The sequence below is a fragment of the Microbispora sp. CL1-1 genome (genome assembly GCF_012034195.1).
GTDB lineage: Bacteria > Actinomycetota > Actinomycetes > Streptosporangiales > Streptosporangiaceae > Microbispora.
This window is the reverse complement of record NZ_JAATEK010000013.1, coordinates 96,112-116,921: the sequence shown is the minus strand read 5'-3', so window position 1 is coordinate 116,921 and position 20,810 is coordinate 96,112. Positions and strand designations below refer to the sequence as shown.

Below are 20,810 nucleotides of genomic sequence, written 5' to 3'. Positions count from 1 at the left end.
CTTCCGCCTTTACGTTGTAGATTCGCTTGACACGCGCCGGATTCTCCCCAGGCGGTGGTAGGTGAAGGCCCAGCGGTCTTCGCCTTCTTTGCGGCGGGTGTAGCGGTCGGGGTGCTGGTAGCGGTCGCGGTTGTGGAACTGGCAGGCCGGACCGAGGAGCTTCAGGTCGGTCAGGCCGCCGGTGCTCCAGTTGTCGGCGTGGTCGATCTGGCACATGGTCGCCGGGAGCGGGCAGCCGTCGACCCAGCACGTGGCATACCGGGCGAAGATGGCCCGCCGCTGGGCAGGAGTCGCCAGACGGACCTTGCGGCCCATGTCCAGGACCTGCCCGTCGGCGTTCATGACGATCCGGACCAGGGTTGAGGTGCGGGCGAGGCGGTGCACGCTGGAGAGGGGCAGCACCTGCCCGGTCGCCAGCAGCAACCCCGGCGCGGTCCCCGGTGCCATCCCCAACGACGCCCCCAGGAACGTGCCTGCCGACGCTCCCAACGCCGCACCCAAGAACGCCCCAGGCATCGCGCCCGCCGACACACCCGGAGATCCCGGTGACCCACCTTGCGCCGCACCCCGCGATGCCCCCTGTGCGGCTCCTTGCGACGCTGCTTGCGACGCTGCTTGCGCCGTCCCCGGCGTCCCACGCCCGGCTCCCGGTGCCGTTCCCGATGCCCATCCGGGTGGTGTCTCCCGCTCCGGTCCGGACCCGCCGGGCGTCGCTCCCGACGGTCCCGATGTCCCCGGCACCTGCGTCGCACGCGAGCACCGCGCCTCACCGCAGCACCGCCACGCGCCCTGGCCGTCGCACCGGCACGTGCTGTGGCCATGCCGACAGTCCCCCGCAGGCCCAGGCCCGGCGTGGGTGTGACATACGGAGACATCCTCGGGAGGAGGATCCGGCCACGCCGCCTCCGTAGGCGCCGCCTGCGAGTGCGCCGCCTGCGATGGCGGCGCATCCGAAGCCGTCGCGCCCGAAGACGCTGTGTCCGAAGGTGCTGTGTCCGAAGGTGCTATGTCCGAAGGTGCTGTGTCCGAAGGGGCAGCGTGCGAAGGCGCTGTGTGCGAATGCCCGCCACCGTGAGCAGGCCATGCTGACGCACCCCGCCGGACATGGGTTGCTCCGGACCGGGCCGCGCCGCGATCCCACCCATCGCCCTTGGCGGGCGCGGTCTCGTCGCTCTCGGCAGAGCCAGCGCTCGTGATGTTGTCGTCTTCGGCGGAGTCGGCGTTCGCGGCGTGGTCGCCCTCAGCAGCGGCGGTGCTTGCGGTGTCGCGCGGCTCGCACTCGCCGGGCCGCCGCTCACCGGCCCCGCGCTCACCGGCCCCGCGCTCACCGGCTCCCCAGCCACAAGGCTCCTCATCGCGAAGTCCGGTCGCAGCGTCGCCGGAGCCAGCGGCAGGGTCGGTGGCGGGGACAGCCTCGGCGATGTCGAGCTCGTCCGGGGTCTCGGGGCCGTCGGTACCGCCCGCAGCACCCGGGTCGCCCATCACGGCTGAGACGGCGTCGTCGGCGTCGGGGTTTTCGGTGGCCGGGGCAGCGGGGTCTTGGGTGGCCGGGTCGGTGTCTTCGGTAGCCGGGTCGTCGGCGGGGTCGGTGGTTTCGGGGTCGGTGGGGAGGGATTCGGCGCTGACCACGACGAGGAGCTCGGTGACGATCTTCTGCTCCAGCAGCGCGATCAGCGCGTCCGCCTGGCGTACCGTCAGCGGGCGGTCATCACCCTGCGCCCTCAGCTTGGCGTACGCCTGCAACAACGCCATCAACCGGGCGCCGGCCTCACGCGGCAGGTAGAACTCCCCTTCCACGCCGCCGCCCTTGCCCGGGCGGACCCGCAGGAACCGCCGCCCGTAATCGGCCCGCTCATCCCGCTCATCCCCATCGGGGTCCAGCACCGCCCGCAGATGGCGGCCGGCCTTGGCGACCTCCGCCGCCCCCGCTTTGCCCGCCAGGTCCACCAAGATCGGCTCCGCCAAGGTGGCCTGCTCATCCGATAGCCCGGCCACAGCGGCGCAGATAGCCTCCACCACCCCCGCCGCCAACTCCCCCGCAGCGAACTTCTCCCGCACCTTGGGGAGGCGCGGCAGTTCCGCCCCCAACGTGAGCAGGCGGCCCGCACCCCCCACCGTCATCCCCCCACTGGTGCGCAACCAGCACCGGGTGGAGGCATGCCCATGCTGCCTGGCCTGACCCGCACGATGCACCCGCCCCACCCGATCGGCCAGCGCGCTGGTGATCCGATCCCGGGCGAACAGCAACTCCTCCGCCTCGGCCAGGCACACATCCACGTCATCGGGAAGCGGGGTCAGCGCCAGCTCTTGGGCCACCTCACGAACCGACCCCACCACCACCCACCACGACCGCACACCACCCCGACCCCGACCACGGCCACGATCACGCCCACCCACACCGCCGGAAGCACCCCCACCCGCACCGTCGGAAGCACCCGCACCCGCACTCGGGCCGGCCGCGCCAGGACCATCCGCGCCGGTGCCGTTCGTGCCAGCAGCGCCCGCGCCATCGGCAGCACCACGCGCGGCACCAAAGCCAGCGCCATCCGCGCCAGCGGCATCTCCACGGGCGGCACCCGCGTCAGGGCCATTCGCGCCAGCGGCAGCCGCACCATCACAAGCCCCGCGCACGGCACCGGCGGCAGCCGCACCATCAGCATCCCCTCCACGGGCGGCATCGGCGTCAGATCCCGCACTGTCGGCGGCCCAACGCGCGGCGTTCGCGTCAACGCTGTCCGTGCCAGCACCGCTCATGCCAGCGGCATTCGTACCGGTGGCAGTCCCACGCGTGGCGTCCGCGTTGTCTGCCTCTGCGCCGTCGACAGCTCCACACGCGGTATCCGCGCCAGCGCCGTCCATTCCAACGGCATTCGCACCGGCGGCATCCCTACGCGTGGCGTCTGCGCTGTCGGTATCGGTGCCTGGGACGTCCGTGGTCTCGGCGCCTGGGGCGTCCGCCTCCGAGGCATCCGTGCTTGCGGTTCCGGGTGCGTCGGCGGGCCGCCGGGGCTCGAAGTTGATGATCGGGAAGGGATCGCGGGCGGATGAACCGTCGGACGACCACAGCGGCGAATTGGCGATCAGACGGTCCCACCAGCCGTCGTCAGGGGTGTTCGAATGAGGGGTGCGCTCGGTATCGATGTCGAACAGATCCATGACACCCCCCATCAAGAGATTAGAAAACTTGTATTAATTCTCTCGCGCCTTTGAGGCTAGTTCAAGATCAACTAGCAATCTCTTGGGATCACAGATTAGGGAGACCTTCCTGGTCGCGGCAGGGTTCGCCGCGGGCGGGCGAGCCCACGCCAAGAGATGCGGCCGACGCCCCTGAAGGCGACCCCGGAGACGACCCCGGAGACGACCGCGAAGGCGGCTACGAAGACGGCGACGGCCACAGAGATGCCCCGTTTGAGGTGGTCCGTCGAGGCTGTCCAGGATCGCGCCGAGGGAGCCCACGACGAACACACCGCCGATCTCGCTCCGAGGCATACCGAACAAGAACCGGCGTTTGCACCATTACCGATAGATCGGCACGAATATTGGGAACAAAAACGAAACGGTCGCCACAACGCTCTCACTTGACGGGATCCACATCTTTCCCATGTCAGAAGAGGCGGCGACCGGCAAATAGATGAGAGGATTCAGCAACGCTGAATAATCCGCCATTCCAACCGCAAACGCGACATCGGAGCCGAGCGCAGGGATTTCCCGCGCGAGATGCGATTCCGGTGGCGTTCGAATGGAATGCGGACCGTGCCGCCCGCGCCTTACCTCAGGCGTTCGAGCCGGGTTCGGGGCAGGCGGGACCTGTTCCCAATGCGCCGGTCGTCGCCCGGCCATTCGCGCCGGCCCCAGCACACGCCAGATCGTGTTAGCGCTAACATTTCGAGCTCGTCTTCGCCCTCCTCCACATCGAGAGATCGGCCGGTGGTGGTGGAGCGGAGCAAAGCCCAGGCGTGGGCATGGTGTCAAGTGGCGCGATACGCACACTCAAACGAGGAACTCGGCCCAAGGGCCACATCAGGGAATCTCGGCACTCACGGGCGAGCACGGCGCATGAAACTTTCATCCGATGACTGCGTTCCCCGATCAGACCGGCTGCGAGGCGGATCCGGGATCGGGGGCGATTTATGCGACGCCGAACCGGCGGAATCCTGCTCTTGACACAATTCGCCGGGTTTTTCACACTGAGCCCCGAGGCGGTCTCCCGTTGTCCGGTGGTGGTGCGCGGGGCGGAGAGCCGCCGTTCGCGACGCCCTCATGGTGTGCGCTCCCTTTCCCGCAAGCATGGCGTCCAGCGCTGAATGCCTCCGCGCTTCCCTTTGCCCGAAGTCATGGAGGCACGGGCGCACGCGCCGGTCGGTCACCTTCCGGTTCCCTCACCTCTGCCATCCCCAGTCGAATCGATTCCGAGTGTCACTGACCCCCATGGACTTGGAGAGCTGAATTGTCTGACTTCACCCGACGGCAAGTGCTGCGATTCGGCGCGGTCGGAGCCGGCGCCGCGCTGGCGCCGTTCCAGTGGACGGCGGCCGCCCGGGCCGCGGTGGCGGTCCCTCCCGAGGTGAGCGCCGCCAACGACCTGGCCCTCTGGTACGACGAGAGCGCCGGCACCGACTGGCTGCGCGCACTACCGATCGGCAACGGCCGGCTGGGCGCGATGGTGTTCGGCAACGTCGACACCGAGCGGTTACAGCTCAACGAGGACACCATCTGGGCAGGCGGGCCGTACGACCAGAGCAACACGAGGGGCGCGGGGGCTCTCGGGCAGATCCGGCAACTGGTCTTCCAGAACCAGTGGAGCCAGGCCCAGAGTCTCATCGACCAGAACATGCTGGGCAACCCCTCGGCCCAGCTGGCGTACCAGACCGTCGGCAACCTGCGGCTCGCCTTCGGCAGCAGCAGCGGGGTCTCGGACTACAGCCGGGTCCTGGATCTGACCACCGCCACCACGACCACGACGTACCTGCAGAACGGCGTGCGCTACCGGCGTGAGGTGTTCGCGAGCGCGCCGGACCAGGTGATCGCCATCCGCCTCACCGCCGACAGGGGCGGCTCGATCACGTTCTCCGCGACGTTCGACAGCCCGCAGCGGACCACGCGCTCCAGCCCGGACGGCACGACGGTGGCGCTCGACGGCGTGTCCGGCGACCAGCGAGGTCTGGCGGGCAAGGTCAGATTCCTGGCGCTGGCCCGGGCCGTCGCCAACGGCGGCACGGTCAGCAGCTCCGGCGGCACGCTCCAGGTTCGCAACGCCGACAGCGTGACCGTGCTGATCTCCATCGGCTCCAGCTACGTGAACTACAGGGACACCAGCGGTGACTACCAGGGCATCGCGCGAGGCTATCTCAACGCCGCCAACGGCAGGACGTACGACGACCTGCGCGCCCGTCACGTCGCCGACTACCAGCGGCTGTTCGGGCGCACCACACTCGACCTCGGCCGCACCTCGGCGGCCGACCAGCCGACGGACGTGCGGATCGCGCAGCACGCGAACACCAATGATCCGCAGTTCTCGGTGCTGCTGTTCCAGTTCGGCCGCTACCTGCTGATCTCCTCCTCACGGCCGGGGACCCAGCCGGCCAACCTCCAGGGCATCTGGAACGACTCCCTCAGCCCGTCGTGGGATTCCAAGTACACGCTGAACGCGAATCTGCCGATGAACTACTGGCCCGCCGACACGACGAACCTGTCGGAGTGCTACGAGCCGGTGTTCAGAATGATCAACGACCTCACGGTCACCGGCGCCCGCACGGCTCAGGTCCAGTACAACGCCGGCGGCTGGGTCACCCATCACAACACCGACGCGTGGCGCGGCAGCTCGGTCGTCGACGGCGCGTTCTGGGGCATGTGGCAGACCGGCGGCGCGTGGCTGGCCACCATGATCTGGGACCACTACCTGTTCACCGGCGACGTCGACTTCCTCCGGCAGAACTACCCGGCGATGAAGGGCGCGGCGCAGTTCTTCCTCGACACGCTCGTGCAGGAGCCGAGCCTGGGTTATCTGGTCACGAACCCCTCGAACTCCCCGGAGCTGGCCCACCACTCGGGTGTCAGCGTGTGCGCCGGCCCGACGATGGACAACCAGATCCTGCGCGACCTGTTCAACGGCTGTGCCAAGGCCGGCGAGGTCCTCGGCACGGACGCGAGCTTCCGGGCGCAGGTCCTCGCCGCCAGGGACCGGCTTCCTCCGATGAAGGTCGGCTCGCGCGGCAACATCCAGGAGTGGCTGTACGACTGGGTAGAAACCGAGCAGAACCACCGGCACATCTCCCACCTGTACGGCCTGCACCCCAGCAACCAGATCACCAAGCGCGGCACCCCCACGCTCTACAACGCCGCGCGGCGGACCCTCGAACTGCGCGGCGACGACGGCACCGGCTGGTCGCTGGCCTGGAAGATCAACTACTGGGCGCGGATGGAGGAGGGCGACCGGGCACGCAACCTGATCGGGCTCCTGGTGAGGACCGACCGGCTCGCGCCGAATATGTTCGACCTGCATCCGCCGTTCCAGATCGACGGCAACTTCGGCGCCACCTCTGGCATCGCGGAGATGCTGCTGCAGAGCCACACCGGCGAGCTGCACGTGCTGCCCGCGCTGCCCTCGGCGTGGCCGAACGGGAAGGTGCAGGGCCTGCGGGGCCGCGGCGGCTACACCGTGAGCGCTACCTGGAGTTCCAACGGGACCACCGAGATCCTCGTGAAATTCGACCGCACCGGCACGGTCAACGTGCGCAACCGGAGCTTCACCGGCACCTACCAGGTGGTCGACGCCGAGACCGGCGCCGCCGTCTCCGTCACCAAACCCGAGGCCGACGTCATCGCGCTACCCGGCCAGGCCGGCCGCACCTACCGTCTGACCGGGTCCGGCGGCGGCAGCACCCCCACCGGTTATGTGCGGATCGCCAACGCCGCCACCGGCCTGGTGCTCGACAGCGGCGGCAACGTGGCCTCGGGGTCGAACCTCAAGCAGTGGAACTGGGACGGCAGCACCAACCTCCAGTGGCAGCTCGTCGACCTGGGCGGCGGCTGGTATCGGATCGTCAACCGCACCAACGGCATGGTGGCCGACAGCTGGGGCAACTCCGCCAACGGCGCCAACGCCAGGCAGGCCCCCTGGAACGGCGGCAACAACCAGCAGTGGCGCCTGAACGATCTCGGCAACGGCCGCTATCAGATCGTCAACCGCGGCACCGGCACCGCCCTCGACGGCATGGGCTACACCGCCACCGGCTCCGCCGTCGGCATGTGGACGCCGAACAGCAGCCCCAACAACCAGTGGACGATCATCGCCGTGTGACCGAGCCGGGCAGGACGGAAGGGAGTGCCAGGGGCGGCAGCGGATCCTGCTGCCGCCCTGCGGATCCCCGCGCACCGAATGCGTTTCATTGCCGGCCCTCGCCGTCGCGGGGCCGTACGACCGCGACGGGGCAGTGCGCGCGGTGCAGTACGGCATGGCTGACCGAGCCGATGAGCGCGCCGCGCACCCCGCCCAGCCCGCGGGAGCCGACGACCACGAGGTCGGCGACCAGCGAGGCGTCGGCCAGCGCCGGGGCCGGGTGGCCGCAGACCGCCGACTCGACCAGCGGGACGTCCGGGTGCTTGTCGCGCCACGGTGCGAGCCGCAGCCGCGCCGCCCGGCACTCGTTGTCGTAGATCTCCTGCAGCGCCGTTCCATAGCCGACGGCGAAGGGGGAGAACGCCGGCATCTCCCAGGCGTACACCGCGTGCACCCGCCCGCGCCGCGCCCGGGCCTCCTCGAAGGCGAACTCCAGGGCCGCCTCCGAGTGCGGGGATCCGTCGAAGCCGACGACGACCTCGTGGTATTCCTCCCGGTGCGGTTTGCGTACCACGACGACGGGGACCTCCGCGTGACCGGCGAGGCCGAGGCCGACGGAGCCGAGGATCAGGCCGGAGAAGCCGCCCATCCCCCGGCTGCCGACCACGAGGGCGTCGGCGCCGGCCGATGCGGCGCGCAGGGTCTCGACCACCGTGCCCTCGGCGAGCTCCGTGGTCACCTCAAGGCCGGGGGCGAGCTCCCGGGCGCGGGCGGCGGCCGCCGCGAGCACGCCTTCGCAGAACTCGCTGTAGGACTGGGCGAAGCCCTCGACGGCGTGGAACGGGTATTCGTGCGCCCACGGCTCGCGCACGTGGACGATCTTCAAGGTGGCCCCCCGGCGCCGCGCGTCGTCCGCCGCCCACTCCAGTGCCGCCGTCGCTGGGCTCGATCCGTCGACGGCGACGACGATCTGTCCGGCCATGTACGTCTCCTCCTGTGCTTCAAGCGGTACGCGGACGCGCGCGGGGGTTGATCCTCCCGGGCACCATCGCACCGTCTCCGCTGCCCGCGGCGCAGCAGACGAAAGTCCTCAAGCCGAGGGACTTCCGCCCGCGCGCCGCGCGCGGGAGGAGTTCAGGACCTCGTCAGCCTGATCACGTTCCAGGAGACCGGCGGCAGCACGATCCGGAGCGGATCGCTCTGGTGGTTCGTGTTGGGGCGGGGCGCCACCCGATCGGGGTCGTCGGCGGTGTTGCGGGCGTAGACGTCCTCGTGGGTGAGCGTCGTCGCCTCGGCGATCCGCACGGCGCCGGTGCCCGAGACCAGCGCCCTCGCGTCGAGCTCCAGCTCCACCGGCTCGTCCGTCGACCTGTTCACCACGAACAGCGTCGTCTCCGTCTCGTCCCGGGTGGCGACCGCGTGGAGCACGGGCACCGCGCCGAACTCGGCCGTCTCGTACGTCGGGCAGACGGGCTCGACGCGTACGACGTCGCCCTTGGCGAGCCGCGCCGCCTGCGCGAACGGGTGGAAGGTGGTCTGCCGCCAGGCCCGGCCGCCGGGCTCGGTCATGATGGGCGCGATCACGTTGACGAGCTGGGCCAGGCAGGCCGCCGCGACCCGGTCGCTGTGCCGCAGCAGTGTGATGAGCAGGCTGCCGAAGGCCACGGCGTCGGCGAGGTGGTAGTGGTCCTCCAGGAGCGGCGGCGCGACCGGCCAGTCCTGCCCGGGCTCGGCCGCCTTGACGCGGCTCAGGTACCAGACGTTCCACTCGTCGAAGGAGACGGAGATCTTCTTGCTGGAGCCGAGCCTGGCCCCCACCTGGTCGGCGGTGGAGACGACCGTGGAGATGAAGTGCTCCATGTCGCTCGCGCAGGCCAGGAAGCCGGCGAGGTCGCCGTCCTTCTCCTCGTAGTAGGCGTGACAGGAGATGTGGTCGACCAGATCGTAGGTCTCCTCCAGGACGGTCGCCTCCCAGGTGCCGAAGGTCGGCATGGAGGAGCCGGAGCTGCCGCAGGCCACCAGTTCCAGACTGGGGTCGACCATGCGCATGGCCCGGGCGGTCTCGGCGGCGATCCTGCCGTACTCGTGGGCGGTCTTGTGCCCGATCTGCCAGGGGCCGTCCATCTCGTTGCCCAGGCACCACATGCGGATGTCGTGGGGGTCCTTGGTGCCGTTGGCGATGCGCAGGTCCGACAGCGTGGTGCCGGACGGGATGTTGCAGTATTCGAGCAGGTCGACGGCCTCCTGCACGCCACGGGTGCCGAGGTTGACCGCCATCATCGGCTCCAGCCCCGCCAGGCGGGACCACCGCATGAACTCGTCGATCCCGATCTCGTTGGTCTCGGTGCTGTGCCAGGCGAGATCGAGCCGCCGGGGGCGCCGCTCGCGCGGGCCGATGCCGTCCTCCCAGCGGTAGCCGGAGACGAAGTTGCCGCCGGGATAGCGCACGGTGGTCACGCCCAGCTCGCGGGTGAGCGCGAGCACGTCGCCGCGGAACCCGTTCTCGTCCGCCGTGGGGTGGCCCGGCTCGTAGATGCCGGTGTAGACACAGCGGCCGAGGTGCTCGACGAACGTGCCGAACGTGCGGCGCCGTACGGGGGCCACCCGATGGGCGGGGTCGATGGTCAGTTGTGCCTGGAGCACGCGGGATCTCCTTCACCGGACAGGGGCTCGCGGGGCGATTGTTAGCGTTCGCATGGTGTTCGGTCAAGATTTCGGTCCGGAAAACTCGGCTATTGAGACGCATGCTGTTATCGCTAACAGTCACCGGGCGGCGTCATGACGACCCACCCCAGGGAATACCGTCCCCGGCCCCGGGGCAGGTGCCGCCACGCGCGGTCTTGTAGCCGTGGCCCTGCGAGCAGGTCGTCAGATCCAGAACCCCGACCGTCTGTCCCCCGCTATCCTCACCTGTGAGCTGGAACCCAAGCTTCCGGTAGAAGCCCTCCGGCCCACCCTCTCCCGGCTCCCACGTGACGTACATCTGCGTGCCGCCACGACGCCTGATTTCGGCGGCCACGGATTCGACGGCGAAGCGCCCGACTCCGCGCCCCTGTTCGCCGGCCGCCACGTTGAGCCGCCACAAGCCGGATCGGAAGTCGATCCCCTTGCCGTCCCAGTCGATGTCCAGGAAAGGCATGAGGAAGCCCACCGGACGGTCGCCGTCGAGGATGAGGCGCGGCCACGCCACTTCCCGATGCACGTAGGCCTCGGCCAGTGACTTCGCCACAGGCGAGACGAAGCGCTCCTGCTCGGGGCGAACCTTCACAGCAATAGCCGTCTCGACGTTGGCGGGGGTTACAGGCGCAAGGCGGAGTTTCACATTCACATGGAAACCGTAGGCGTCCTCCGCGTACGGCCCGCCCGGACATCGCCCCCAGCGCGACGGGCACACCGCGAATGCCCGGCATCGGGCTGGGCATGCTCTCGTCAACGAAACCTCTGGTGGCGGGAGCGCACATCGTGACTCGCGGCGTGACAGGCGGCCGGGCGGGCCGGGCCGGGTGGGCGCTCGCCGTGCTGGCCGCGCTCGGCCTGCCGGCGGGCGCGTGCGGAACCACCCCCGGAACCAGCCCAGGGACCGGCACGGCGACCGGCACGGCGACCGGCACGGCGACCGGCACGGCGACCGGCACGGCGACCGGCACGGCGACCGGCACGGCGACCGGCACGGCGACCGCCCTGCAGAGCGGCCCGGCCGCCACCCCGACCCCATCCGCGGGCTCCCTCGTGGCGGGCCGTTACCAGCCGTTGTGGCCCTTCGCCGAGGAGAAACAGGCGCGGGACTGGCAGGAGAGCTACCGCTCGGGCGGCCACCAGCCCTGGCACCTGGACGCCGAGCGGACCGCGCTGTCCTTCACCCAGGGGTTCCTCGGGTTCACCGGTGTCGACCAGGTGGTCGAGCGTACGGTGACCGGTGCGGACGCGCGCGTCTCCGTCGGCGTCCGCGGCGAGGGCGGCGGGCGGCCGGGCATCGCCGCCGTCGTCCACCTCGTCAGGTTCGGCACCGGGCCGGACGCGCCGTGGGAGGTGGTGGGCACCGACGACACCACCTTCTCCCTCACCACTCCCCGGTACGGCGCCCTCGTTTCATCCCCCGTCAAGGTGGGCGGCACGATCACCGGAGTGGACGAGAGCATCCGGGTGCAGGTGCGCTCGACCGGCAGCGCCCGCCCCCTCGGCGAGAGCTGCTGTGCCTCGGCCGGAGGGGAGGACGCCCTCTGGTCCGCCACCGTGACCTTCCAGGCGGCCCCGGGCAGCACGCTCACCCTCGTCGCAAGCACCGGCGGCCACGTGGCGGAGGTCGAGCGCTTCGCCGTCACCGGCGTCCGGGTCGCGCCATAGGACGTTACTTCGCGTGGACGACGACGCTGCCGTTGGCCGCGTCACCGGCTCCGTTCTGGTAGATCACGTCGCCGGTCCGCTCGTCCCAGATCCGGACGGCGAAGCGGTCGACGCCGTCCCCGTCCCGGGTGTCGCCGTCGCGGGCGACGACCTCGAAGCCGTAGCGCCCCGCGCCGCCGACCGTCCCGATGCCGCGATAGCGGATCTCCCCGCCCGACACCACGAGCCAGTCGTACGCCGTGGACCGGAAGTCCAGGGGCCCGGCCTGGAACGAGAACGTCGTCGCCCCGATCGGCACCGCCGTGTGCTTCACGTACTTGGCCACGATCCCGAAGGTGGCCCGGCCGGTCAGCGCGGGGTTGGCGCGGTAGGCGCCCGCGGGCGAGTCGATCCAGCCGCCGCCGGTGACGAAGCCGGAGCCACGGTCGTACACGACCACCGGACGGCCGGTCGCGGTGGTGGTCGCGCCGTCGTCGTCGGCGACGGTGACGACGGGCTCGTTCACGCCCGGCCTCTTGTAGGTGTGCCGCGCCGTGCAGGTCCCGTCGCCGACCGTGCCGGACGCGGTGGTCCCGTCCTTCCAGTCCACCGTGCAGGTGAGCACGTCGTTCGCCCCCCGGTCGGTGACCGGGACCGTGAGGGTCACGCGCGTGCCGGCCTCGACCGGCTTGGCAGGCGTCACGACGTCCCCGGCCTCGGGGGCGGCGTTGGCGACGGTCACCTTCGCGGTGTCGCGGCTGCGGCCGGAGGTCAGCGTGACCGTGTAGGTCCCGTCGTCGTCGCAGGTGACGGCGGTCTCGGCGGCGCCGGAGTCCGAGAAGGAGCAGGTCGCGCCGGAGCCGGCGTCCTCGCCGGGCGTGTAGCTCCACTTGGCCGCGCCGGTGGCCGATCCGGCCAGCCGGATCGGGGACCCCTCGCGGCCCTCGGCGTCCGGCCCGGCGTTCGCGACCGACACCGGGTCGACGCTCTCCAGCGTCGGCACGACCTTCTCGATCAGGCCGTTCGCGTCGAACTCCATCCGGTCGATCGTGGTCTCCCGGTGGGTGCCGTCGCCGCCGGGGATGGCGAAGCGGTGATAGGCGATGTACCAGTCGTCGGTGCCGGGCACCCGTACGACCGAGTGGTGGCCGGTGCCCTTGATCCCGAGGGACAGGTCCTTCCGCAGGATCACGCCCTGTTCGGTCCACGGGCCGAGCGGCGAGGCGCCGGTGGCGTACGCGACCTGGTAGTTCTCGTCGCGCGTGTCGTTCTCCGACCACATGAAGTAGTAGATCCCGCCGCGTTTGAAGACGAACGAGCCCTCGTTGTAGCCGCTCGGCTTGTACGTCCTCACCTTGGCGGGGTCGAACGACACCATGTCGTCGTTCAGCGGCACCTGGTAGGAGTTGCCGTTGCCCCAGTAGAGGTACGCCTGGCCGTCGTCGTCGACGAACACGTCGGAGTCGATCATCTGGCCGCTGTAGGTCCCGGCCGCCACCAGCGGCCTGCCCAGGGCGTCTTTGAACGGCCCCGCCGGCGAGTCGGACACGGCGACGCCGAGGTGTTTGGCGGTGTTGCCGGTGGCCATGCCGCCGCTGAAGTAGAAGTAGTACTTGCCGTTCCGCTCGGCGATCGTCGGGGCCCAGGCGCTGTTGTCGGCCCAGGTCACATCGGGTCCGAGGTCGAGGACGACGCCGTGGTCGGTCCAGTGGACCAGGTCCTTGGACGAGAACGCGTGGAACTGCGTGCCGCTCCATCCGGCGAAGCCGTCGGTCGTCGGATACATGTAGAACGTGTCGCCGAACACGGTGATGTTCGGGTCGGCGTACAGGCCGGGGAGCACCGGGCTCTTCATCACCCGCGCCTCGACCGTCCACGTCCGCCGCGCGCCGTCGCCGCCGGTGACGGTGTAGGTGACCGGCTCGGACAGGTCGCGTGCGGTGCCGGAGGCGGGTTTGACGCTCGCTCCCGGGACCAGGGTGAGCTCGGGCGCGAGCCGGGTGAGGTCGGTGCCCTCCTTCACCGGCAGGACGATCCTGTCGTTCCCGCCGTCCACGATCGCCGGGACCTTGAGCTCGGGCAGCGTGACCGCGCTGACGGCCGCCGTGCTGCCGGAGGCCTGGAGCACCTCGGCCGCCGGCAGCGCGTGGTCGTGGTCGTCCACCTCACCGGCGAAGTAGGGGCCGGCCGCGTGCGCCGGGGTGACGATCGGGCCCGCGACCAGGGACAGCGCGGCGGCGGCCGCGAGAGCGAGGCGAGGGAGGCGTGGGAGGCGTCGTCGGGGGGTGCTGTGCATCGTCTCTCCCGGCCGGCGGCTCGCGCCCCTCGGCCTCGTTAGCGCTAACTTCGAGACCCACGCCACCCCCGTGAACCACGGGGGCGGAGTGAATCGGTCTCGTGAGTGTCGGCCGCGAGGCCCGTGATCGTCAAGACCCGCGCGATGCCTGGGGTCAGTGGCCCCGGCGGATCCACTCGTCGAGGTGCGGCAGCTCGGCGCCGATCGTCGTGCTGTCGCCGTGGCCGGTGTGGACGACGGTCTCGGGCGGCAGGGTCAGCAGGCGGTCGCGGATCGAGTCGATGATCACGCCGAAGTCGGAGAACGAGCGGCCGGTCGCGCCGGGACCACCCTGGAACAGGGTGTCGCCGGTGAAGACGACGCCCAGCTCGGGCGCGTAGAAGCAGCAGGCGCCGGGCGAGTGCCCGGGAGTGTGGAGCACTTCGAGGCGGGTGCCGGCGACCTCGATGACCTGCCCGTCGGACAGCTCGCCGTCGGGCTCGCGGTGGGGGTGGGTGAGCCGCCAGACCGGCAGGTCGGCCGGGTGCAGCAGGACGGGCGCCCCGGTGGCCTCCGACAGGTCCGGCGCGACCCGCACATGGTCGTCGTGGGCGTGGGTGGCGAGGATGGCCAGGACGCGCCGGCCCGCGATCACGTCGGTGATCGCCTTGACGTCGTGGGGCGCGTCGAACACCACGCACTCGGCGTCGTCGCCGAGCACCCAGACGTTGTTGTCGACGTCGAAGGTCTGGCCGTCCAGGCTGAAGGTGCCCGACGTGACGGCATGGTCGATACGGGCACTCACTTGATGATCACCACCGTGCGGAACATGACCTTATTCTGCACGTGATCCGGGGGAACCCACGACCGGGGGTCACGGCCCCTGCCGCTGGTCCTCCGCCGTACGGGAGGGTTTGGGAGGCAGCACCGGCTCCAGGCGGAACATCCCGGCCGACACCTCCTCGTGCGGGGGCGCGGCCCCCCGTCTGCCGGCCACCGCCACGAGCAGGTCGGTCACGGTGACGAGGCCCTGCAGGGTGCCGCAGGCTCCGATGACCGGGACGACGTCCACGCCCGACTCCAGCATCACGGCCGCCACCGAGGAGAGCGGCGTGTCGGGCGACACGTGCGGGCATCTGCGCCCGCTCAGCAACTGGCGCACCTGGCTGCTCGACTGCTCCGCGGGACCGCCGGACCAGTGCGCCGCGATGTCCTCCCGCGTGAGCACGCCGAGGATGCGGGAGCCGGAGTCCACGACGGGCAGATGGTGCATCGACCCGCGGCGCATGAGTTCCCAGGCCATGAGCGGGGACTCGTCCGGCTTCACGGTCACGAGCACCCTGCTCATCACGTCGGCGGCGGTCATGCCTTCTACGGTCATCGTTCCTCCCTGCGCCATCTCCATCCGACCACGTGGGCGGGGGCGCCGCACGGGCCCAAAGACCCGACCGCCGGGGACCTCCGGCACCTGCCCGTACGGCCGGGGCGGCGGTGGAATGACCACGACGACGACAGACGGGGGGTGGGCCATGCTGGCCGGTGAGGTCATGAGCAGCCCGGCGATCACGTTGCGCCCCGACGACTCCGTGCGGCGGGCGATCCGGGTGCTGTACGGCCACGACATCACGGCCGCCCCCGTGCTCGGGGAGTACGACGAGCTGGTCGGCATGGTCAGCGAGATCGACCTGCTGTGCGGCGCGTTCGCGCCGGGCGACGCGGCGCCCCGCACCGTGGAGGGCGTCATGTCGCGCCAGGTGAGCACGGTCGAGGAGACCACGGACGTGCGGGTGCTGACGGACCTCATGGTCGCGAAGCGGATCAAGAGCCTGCCCGTGCTGCGCGACGAGCGGGTCGTCGGGATGATCAGCCGCCGCGACCTGCTGGCGCTGCTGGCCAGGTCGGACGAGGAGCTGCGCGAGGCCGTCCTGGCCGCCCTGCGCGAGCGCTACCCCTCCGACGCGCCCTGGGAGGTGGTCGTGCGCGACGGCGAGATCGACCTGCGGGGTCCCGAGGGCCAGGGCCCCGAGCACGTGGCCGACCTGCTGGAGCGGACCGTCCCCGGGGTGCGGCCGGCCCGCCTGCTCCCCCGATGATCAGCGCGCCTTCACCACGGCGACCGGGCAGTGCGCGTGGCCCAGCACGGCGCGGCTGACCGAGCCGAGCACGGCCGCGGTGAAGGCGTTGCGGCCGTGGGAGCCGACCACGAGCAGGACGGCCCGCGACGACGCCTTGATGAGCGCGGAGACCGGATGGTCGTGGACCATGTCCAGCTCGGTCTTGACGTCGGCGTATCCGCTCTGCAGCGGCTCCAGCTCGCCGCGCGCGTAGTCCTCCGCGGCCCGCCGCATGGCGTCCAGGTCCATCGAGATCACGGGCCCGTACGGCACCGGCGGCTCCCAGGCGCAGACGATCCGCACCCGGTGACCGCGCAGCCGCGCCTCCTCGAAGGCGTACGTCAGGGCGGGCCCGGACTCCTTCGAGCAGTCGAACCCCACCACGATCTCGGCCCCCGCCTCCGGGGGCGCCGGCCGTACGACGACGACCGGCACGGCCACGTGCCCGGCGACGTGGTTGCCCACCGAGCCGAGCAGCATGCCGGGGAAGCCGCCCGCGCCATGGCTGCCGAGCACCACTTCGGCGGCGCGGGCGGCCTGGTCGCGCAGGACGCGGCCGGGACGCCCCTCGACGAGCACCGTCGTCACGTCGAGGCCGGGGCGCCGGTCCCGGGCGACCCACTCGGCGTGGGCGAGGATCTGCTCCCCGGTGGGCGCCATCCTGTCGTAGCTGTCGGGGATCGGATAGCGCGGGCCGTCGTACGGCAGGCGCTCGACGGCGTGGACCACCCGCAGGGGCAGGCCCCGCAGGGCGGCGTCGTCGGCCGCCCACTCCACCGCCCGGGTCGCCCCGGCGGACCCGTCGGTGCCGACGACGACCGGATCGACGCCCGGATCACTGATCGGCTGCTCGGTCATGGCGTAGTGCCCTCCCTCAGCGTGTCGAGCAGGGTGGTGACGGCAACGGGACGCTCCAGCACAGGCGTGTTCCCCCGGCGGCGCCGGGCCCGGCGGCGCACGACCCGCCCAGGCTCTCGGCGCGGTCGCACAGGTTGCGCAGGCCGCTGCGGCGTCCCCGCGGCGGGATGCCGACCCCGTCGTCCTCCACGAGCAGGGTCAGCCGGTCGTGGTCGAGGCAGACGGTGACGGCGGCGCGGGTGGCGTGGGCGTGCCGCACCACGTTGGAGATCGCCTCCCGCGCCACGGCCAGCAGGTGTTCCCCGACGGGGGCGGGCACGCGGGTGTCGAGCTGCCCGTCCATGCGCAGGGCCGGCAGGAAGCCGAGGGGCTCCCGGGCGCCCTCGACCAGCTCGACGAGCCGGGCGCGCAGCCCGGGGGCGCCGGCCGGGGTGCGCAGGGCGAAGATCGTGGTGCGGATCTGCCGGATCGTGCCGTCGAGCTCGTCGATCGCGGTCCGCAGCCGCGCGGCCGCCTCGGGGTGGTCCACCAGCCGCGTGGCGCCCGTGAGCGTCATGGCGATCGCGAACAGCCGCTGGATGACGACGTCGTGCAGGTCCTTGGCGATGCGGTCGCGGTCTTCCAGCAGGACGAGCCGTTCGGCGTCCCTGCGCGCCTCGTCCAGTTCCAGCGCGACCGCCGCGTGCCCGGCGAAGGAGTGGACCATGCAGACCTCCGCCTGGCTGAACGGGACGCGGCCGGGCCGCCTGCCGAGCGACAGCACTCCGCGCACCTCTCCGGGGGCGCCGAGCGGCACGGCGCAGGCCGCTCCCGTCTCCGCGCCCGCGGTGAGGAGGTCGGTGTCGCCGAGATCGGTGATCACGCGGGGTTCCGCGTGGGCGAACGCCTGCCCGGCCAGCGAGCCCTCGACGGGCAGGCGGTGCGGCCGGGGCGGGCCGGGCACGCCGTCCGCGATCGCGACCCGCAGCGTCCGGCCGTCGTCCTCGGGCAGCAGGATCGCCGCCGTGTCCGCGCCGGCCATCCGCCGGGCGCGGCGGGCGATCAGGGTCAGCACCCGCGGCGTCCGCGCGCCGGACAGCAGGCTCCTGGTGATCTCCGCCGACGCCTGGAGCCAGGTCTCCCTGCGGCGGGTGTCCTCGTACAGGCGGGCGTTCTCGATCGCCACCCCGGCGGCGCTGGCGAAGGCCACGATGATCGCCTCGTCGTCCTCGTCGAACTCCCCTCCCCCGCGCTTCTCGGTCAGGTAGAGGTTGCCGAACAGCCGGCCCCGGACCCGTACGGGCACGCCGAGGAAGCCCGTCATCGGCGGGTGTCCCGGCGGGAAGCCGTACGACGCGGGGTGGTCGCGGATGCGGGCCAGCCGCAGCGGCCGGGGTTCCTTGATCAGCAGGCCGAGCAGGCCCAGGCCGTGGGGCCAGTGCTCGATGCGGGCGATCTCCTCCTCGCTCAGCCCGGCGGGGACGAAGCGGGCGAGGGTGTTGTCCTCGCCGATCACGCCGAGCGCGGCATATCGGGCGTCGGCCAGCGTGGCGGCGGTCTCGGCGATCCGGTGCAGCACGGTCTCGAGATCGAGGTTGCCGCCCACCGAGACGACCGCCTCCAGCAGCGCGTGGGCCCGGTCACGCGTCGACAGGACCGCCTGCAGCCTCGTGTGCAGTTCGGCCAGCAGCCCGTCCAGGTGCGTCTGCGGGATCATGGTCCGCTCCCTCGTGGGCGCCACGCATGCCCCCCACACTTGGAGTCTCGCAAACCGGACACTCCGGACTCGCGCCCTTTGCCAGGTCGCGACCGGCTTCTTACGGTGCGTATGCGCCTACCCGCCGTCGGTCACGGACATACTCGGATTGAGGCGAATCGACGCGGGGGTGCGTCATGAGTGAGCCGCGCGACGGCGTCATCCAGGTCGCCTGGCGCGGAGCCGACCGGTTCGACGTACGGATCCGGCGCCACGTGGTCCGCGCCGACCGGCCGCCGGACGTCGGCGGGAGCGACACCGGCCCCACTCCGGCCGAGCTGTTCGTGGGCAGCGTGGCGGCCGGCGTCGCCTGCTGTGCCGAGCGCTACCTGCGCCAGCGGCAGCTGCCCGCCGGGGTGGGCGTCACCGCGCGGTACGGCCTCGGCGTCTGCCCCGGGCGGATCGACCGCATCGAGCTGTCGGTGGACGCCCCGGGGCTGCCCGAGGGGCTGCGCGCCTCGCTCCTTTCGGTGCTGGAGCACTGCGCCGTCTGCACCACGCTGCGGGTGCCGCCGCGGGTCACGTTCGAGGTCCGCCGGTCCGTGCCCGAGAACCCCGTCGCTCAGGCCAGCCGGCCCACACCGCCGAGGACGTAGCCGCCCCTGCTGTGCCGGACGAGGTCGCTGTCGTTGCGCCAGTCGGCCACGTCGACCAGCCCCGGCTCCACCACCTCGAATCCCGTGAAGAACCGGGCGATGTGCTCGGGCGTGCGGTCGCGCAGCGCGGCCGTCGACTTCTCGTACACCTCCCGGGCCTCGGTGATCGTGTCGTCGCTCAGGCGGCCCTGGGTGCCGTGGGAGATCACGAGATAGCTGCCGGGGGCCATGCGCTCGCGGAAGTAGGACACCACCCGCTCGGCGTCGTCGTCGTCCACGAAGTGGAGCACGGCGACGAACAGCACGGCCACCGGCTTGCTGAAATCGATCAGCTTCTTGGTGATCGGGCTCTCGACGATCCGGTCCGGGTCGCGCATGTCGGCCTGCACCACGCCCGTACGGCCACTGCCGGTGAGCAGCGCCTGGCCGTGCGCGGCGACGACGGGGTCGTTGTCGACGTAGACGACGGTCGCCTCGGGATCGACCTCGTGGGCGACCTCGTGGACGTTGCCCTGCGTGGGGATGCCGGTGCCGATGTCGAGGAACTGCCGGATGCCCGACTCGCCGAGGAAGCGGACGGCGCGGCCGAGGAAGTCGCGGTTCTGCCTGATCACCAGGCGGCCGTCGGGGCCGACCAGTTCGAGCAGCTTCTCGGCGGCGGCCCTGTCCACCGCGAAGTTGTCCTTGCCGCCCAGCCACCAGTCGTAGATCCGCGCCACGCTCGGCGTGGAGAAGTCGATGGCCTTCAGCGCTTCCTCGTCCCGGCTCACCCGCGATCCCCTCGCCTTTTCGCTTTGCGACGATCTTACGGGCGGGCCAGGGCGGCCCGGTAGTCTCCGGCGATGCCGGCCGCGACGGCCAGCAGCGGATCGACCAGGCGGGGCAGCTCGCGCACCCGTCTGGAGGAGACCACGATGCCGACGGCCGCGACGGGCCGGTCGCCGACCAGCACCGGCGCGGCCGCCGAGCAGGAGCCGAGCGTCATCTCCTCGTGCGTCGTGGCGTATCCCTGGGCGCGCACCTGGATCAGCTCGCGGGCCAGCCGGCCCGGCTCGGTGATGGTGTGGGGGGTCGGCCGCTCCAGCGGCCTCGACAGGTAGGAGCCGACGAACCAGCCCGGTTCGTAGGCGAGCAGCGCCTTGCCGACGCCGGTCGGGTGCATGGGCAGACGCGTACCGGTCCGCGACACGATCGGCACGGCCCGCTTGCCGTACACCTTGTCGACGTAGAGCACTTCGAGCCCGTCGCGCACCGCGAGGTGGACGTTCTCCCCGGTGCCGCCGAACAGCTCCTGCAGCCAGGGGTGCGCCACCTCCTGCAGCGGGTCGGGAGCGAGCTGCCCGAGCTCCCACAGGCGGCGGCCGATCTGGTAGCGCCCGTCGGCGCCGCGGCGCAGGGCGCGCCACTCCTCCAGCTCCCCGGCGAGCCGGTGGACGGTGCTCAGCGCCATGCCGGTCCGTTCGGCGATCTCCGTCAGCGTGAGCCGCGGGTGGTGGGCGTCGAAGGCGCCGAGGATGGCCAGCACCCGGGACGTCACGGAACGCCCCGGATCGCGTGCGCCGCCGGCCATATGACTCCCTCTTCCACTCAGTAGAAGCAAAGCCTACGCGAGACGGCGGCTGCTTCCCGA

At 71.4% G+C, this 20,810-nt stretch carries 16 protein-coding genes; 4 read left to right on the top strand and 12 right to left on the bottom strand.

The annotated features are described in order from the left end of the window. Window positions 1–9 precede the first annotated feature (9 nt). Both HCK04_RS17925 and HCK04_RS41195 read right to left on the bottom strand, forming a co-directional pair. Window positions 10–2,316, bottom strand: coding sequence for a DUF222 domain-containing protein (locus HCK04_RS17925; protein WP_168066034.1), 2,307 nt, complete (start codon window positions 2,314–2,316; stop codon window positions 10–12). Next, window positions 2,295–2,678 carry a hypothetical protein gene (locus tag HCK04_RS41195; RefSeq protein WP_185948984.1) on the bottom strand — a complete coding sequence of 128 codons (384 nt, stop codon included), beginning with the start codon at window positions 2,676–2,678 and terminating at the stop codon, window positions 2,295–2,297. The genes HCK04_RS17925 and HCK04_RS41195 overlap by 22 nt, the downstream gene beginning before the upstream one ends. Window positions 2,679–4,471: 1,793 nt before the next feature. On the opposite strand from HCK04_RS41195, the gene HCK04_RS17915 reads away from it, so the two are divergent. Next, window positions 4,472–7,300 carry a glycoside hydrolase N-terminal domain-containing protein gene (locus HCK04_RS17915; protein ID WP_221889930.1) on the top strand — a complete coding sequence of 943 codons (2,829 nt, stop codon included), beginning with the start codon at window positions 4,472–4,474 and terminating at the stop codon, window positions 7,298–7,300. Between the two features lie 85 nt (window positions 7,301–7,385). Here HCK04_RS17915 and HCK04_RS17910 read toward each other — a convergent pair whose 3' ends face one another. The 3 genes from HCK04_RS17910 to HCK04_RS44240 form a co-directional block, all read right to left on the bottom strand. Further along, on the bottom strand, window positions 7,386–8,261 hold the full coding sequence (locus HCK04_RS17910) for a universal stress protein (protein WP_142648483.1): 876 nt from the start codon (window positions 8,259–8,261) through the stop codon (window positions 7,386–7,388). Between the two features lie 152 nt (window positions 8,262–8,413). Next, a complete protein-coding gene (locus tag HCK04_RS17905) occupies window positions 8,414–9,922 on the bottom strand; it encodes an alpha-N-arabinofuranosidase (RefSeq protein ID WP_142648482.1) in 1,509 nt (502 codons plus the stop codon). A 133-nt stretch (window positions 9,923–10,055) separates the two neighbouring features. Further along, on the bottom strand, window positions 10,056–10,607 hold the full coding sequence (locus tag HCK04_RS44240; RefSeq protein ID WP_142648481.1) for a GNAT family N-acetyltransferase: 552 nt from the start codon (window positions 10,605–10,607) through the stop codon (window positions 10,056–10,058). A gap of 134 nt (window positions 10,608–10,741) precedes the next feature. Between HCK04_RS44240 and HCK04_RS17895 the strand changes: the two genes are divergently transcribed. Next, window positions 10,742–11,623, top strand: a complete 882-nt coding sequence (locus HCK04_RS17895) for a hypothetical protein (RefSeq protein ID WP_205830395.1) — start codon at window positions 10,742–10,744, stop codon at window positions 11,621–11,623. A 4-nt stretch (window positions 11,624–11,627) separates the two neighbouring features. Here HCK04_RS17895 and HCK04_RS17890 read toward each other — a convergent pair whose 3' ends face one another. The 3 genes from HCK04_RS17890 to HCK04_RS17880 form a co-directional block, all read right to left on the bottom strand. Beyond that, window positions 11,628–13,898, bottom strand: coding sequence for a family 43 glycosylhydrolase (locus HCK04_RS17890; protein ID WP_142648480.1), 2,271 nt, complete (start codon window positions 13,896–13,898; stop codon window positions 11,628–11,630). A gap of 154 nt (window positions 13,899–14,052) precedes the next feature. Then, window positions 14,053–14,682, bottom strand: a complete 630-nt coding sequence (locus HCK04_RS17885; protein ID WP_142648479.1) for an MBL fold metallo-hydrolase — start codon at window positions 14,680–14,682, stop codon at window positions 14,053–14,055. A 69-nt stretch (window positions 14,683–14,751) separates the two neighbouring features. Continuing rightward, window positions 14,752–15,258, bottom strand: a complete 507-nt coding sequence (locus HCK04_RS17880) for a CBS domain-containing protein (RefSeq protein ID WP_142648478.1) — start codon at window positions 15,256–15,258, stop codon at window positions 14,752–14,754. A 115-nt stretch (window positions 15,259–15,373) separates the two neighbouring features. Between HCK04_RS17880 and HCK04_RS17875 the strand changes: the two genes are divergently transcribed. After that, entirely contained in the window at window positions 15,374–15,970 is a 597-nt protein-coding gene (locus HCK04_RS17875) for a CBS domain-containing protein (protein ID WP_168066032.1), read from the top strand. Here the strand turns inward: HCK04_RS17875 and HCK04_RS17870 are convergent, their stop codons facing one another. Both HCK04_RS17870 and HCK04_RS17865 read right to left on the bottom strand, forming a co-directional pair. After that, a complete protein-coding gene (locus HCK04_RS17870; protein ID WP_142648476.1) occupies window positions 15,971–16,849 on the bottom strand; it encodes a universal stress protein in 879 nt (292 codons plus the stop codon). It abuts the gene before it with no gap. A gap of 16 nt (window positions 16,850–16,865) precedes the next feature. Continuing rightward, the gene (locus HCK04_RS17865; RefSeq protein WP_142648475.1) at window positions 16,866–18,545 is read right to left on the bottom strand and encodes a GAF domain-containing protein; all 1,680 of its coding nucleotides are present in this window, start codon (window positions 18,543–18,545) and stop codon (window positions 16,866–16,868) included. A gap of 176 nt (window positions 18,546–18,721) precedes the next feature. Here HCK04_RS17865 and HCK04_RS17860 point away from each other — a divergent pair, with 176 nt between their 5' ends. After that, window positions 18,722–19,180: an OsmC family protein gene (locus HCK04_RS17860; protein WP_142648474.1), complete on the top strand. Its 459-nt coding sequence runs from the start codon at window positions 18,722–18,724 to the stop codon at window positions 19,178–19,180. Here the strand turns inward: HCK04_RS17860 and HCK04_RS17855 are convergent. Together HCK04_RS17855 and HCK04_RS17850 are read right to left on the bottom strand one after the other, a co-directional pair. Beyond that, window positions 19,147–19,950: an SAM-dependent methyltransferase gene (locus tag HCK04_RS17855; RefSeq protein WP_260617314.1), complete on the bottom strand. Its 804-nt coding sequence runs from the start codon at window positions 19,948–19,950 to the stop codon at window positions 19,147–19,149. The genes HCK04_RS17860 and HCK04_RS17855 overlap by 34 nt on opposite strands. Window positions 19,951–19,985: 35 nt before the next feature. Beyond that, window positions 19,986–20,750 (bottom strand): IclR family transcriptional regulator, encoded by a 765-nt coding sequence (locus HCK04_RS17850; protein WP_142648473.1) that lies wholly within the window; start codon window positions 20,748–20,750, stop codon window positions 19,986–19,988. Window positions 20,751–20,810 lie beyond the last annotated feature (60 nt).

What these genes read in the sequence shown, in the direction of transcription:
- HCK04_RS17865 (WP_142648475.1), bottom strand. Translation starts at nt 18,545, where the DNA reads ATGATCCCGCAGACGCACCTGGACGGGCTGCTGGCCGAACTGCACACG.
- HCK04_RS17875 (WP_168066032.1), top strand. Translation starts at nt 15,374, where the DNA reads ATGACCACGACGACGACAGACGGGGGGTGGGCCATGCTGGCCGGTGAG.
- HCK04_RS17880 (WP_142648478.1), bottom strand. Translation starts at nt 15,258, where the DNA reads ATGACCGTAGAAGGCATGACCGCCGCCGACGTGATGAGCAGGGTGCTC.
- HCK04_RS17870 (WP_142648476.1), bottom strand. Translation starts at nt 16,849, where the DNA reads ATGACCGAGCAGCCGATCAGTGATCCGGGCGTCGATCCGGTCGTCGTC.
- HCK04_RS17850 (WP_142648473.1), bottom strand. Translation starts at nt 20,750, where the DNA reads ATGGCCGGCGGCGCACGCGATCCGGGGCGTTCCGTGACGTCCCGGGTG.
- HCK04_RS17910 (WP_142648483.1), bottom strand. Translation starts at nt 8,261, where the DNA reads ATGGCCGGACAGATCGTCGTCGCCGTCGACGGATCGAGCCCAGCGACG.
- HCK04_RS17860 (WP_142648474.1), top strand. Translation starts at nt 18,722, where the DNA reads ATGAGTGAGCCGCGCGACGGCGTCATCCAGGTCGCCTGGCGCGGAGCC.
- HCK04_RS17890 (WP_142648480.1), bottom strand. Translation starts at nt 13,898, where the DNA reads ATGCACAGCACCCCCCGACGACGCCTCCCACGCCTCCCTCGCCTCGCT.
- HCK04_RS41195 (WP_185948984.1), bottom strand. Translation starts at nt 2,678, where the DNA reads ATGCCGCCCGTGGAGGGGATGCTGATGGTGCGGCTGCCGCCGGTGCCG.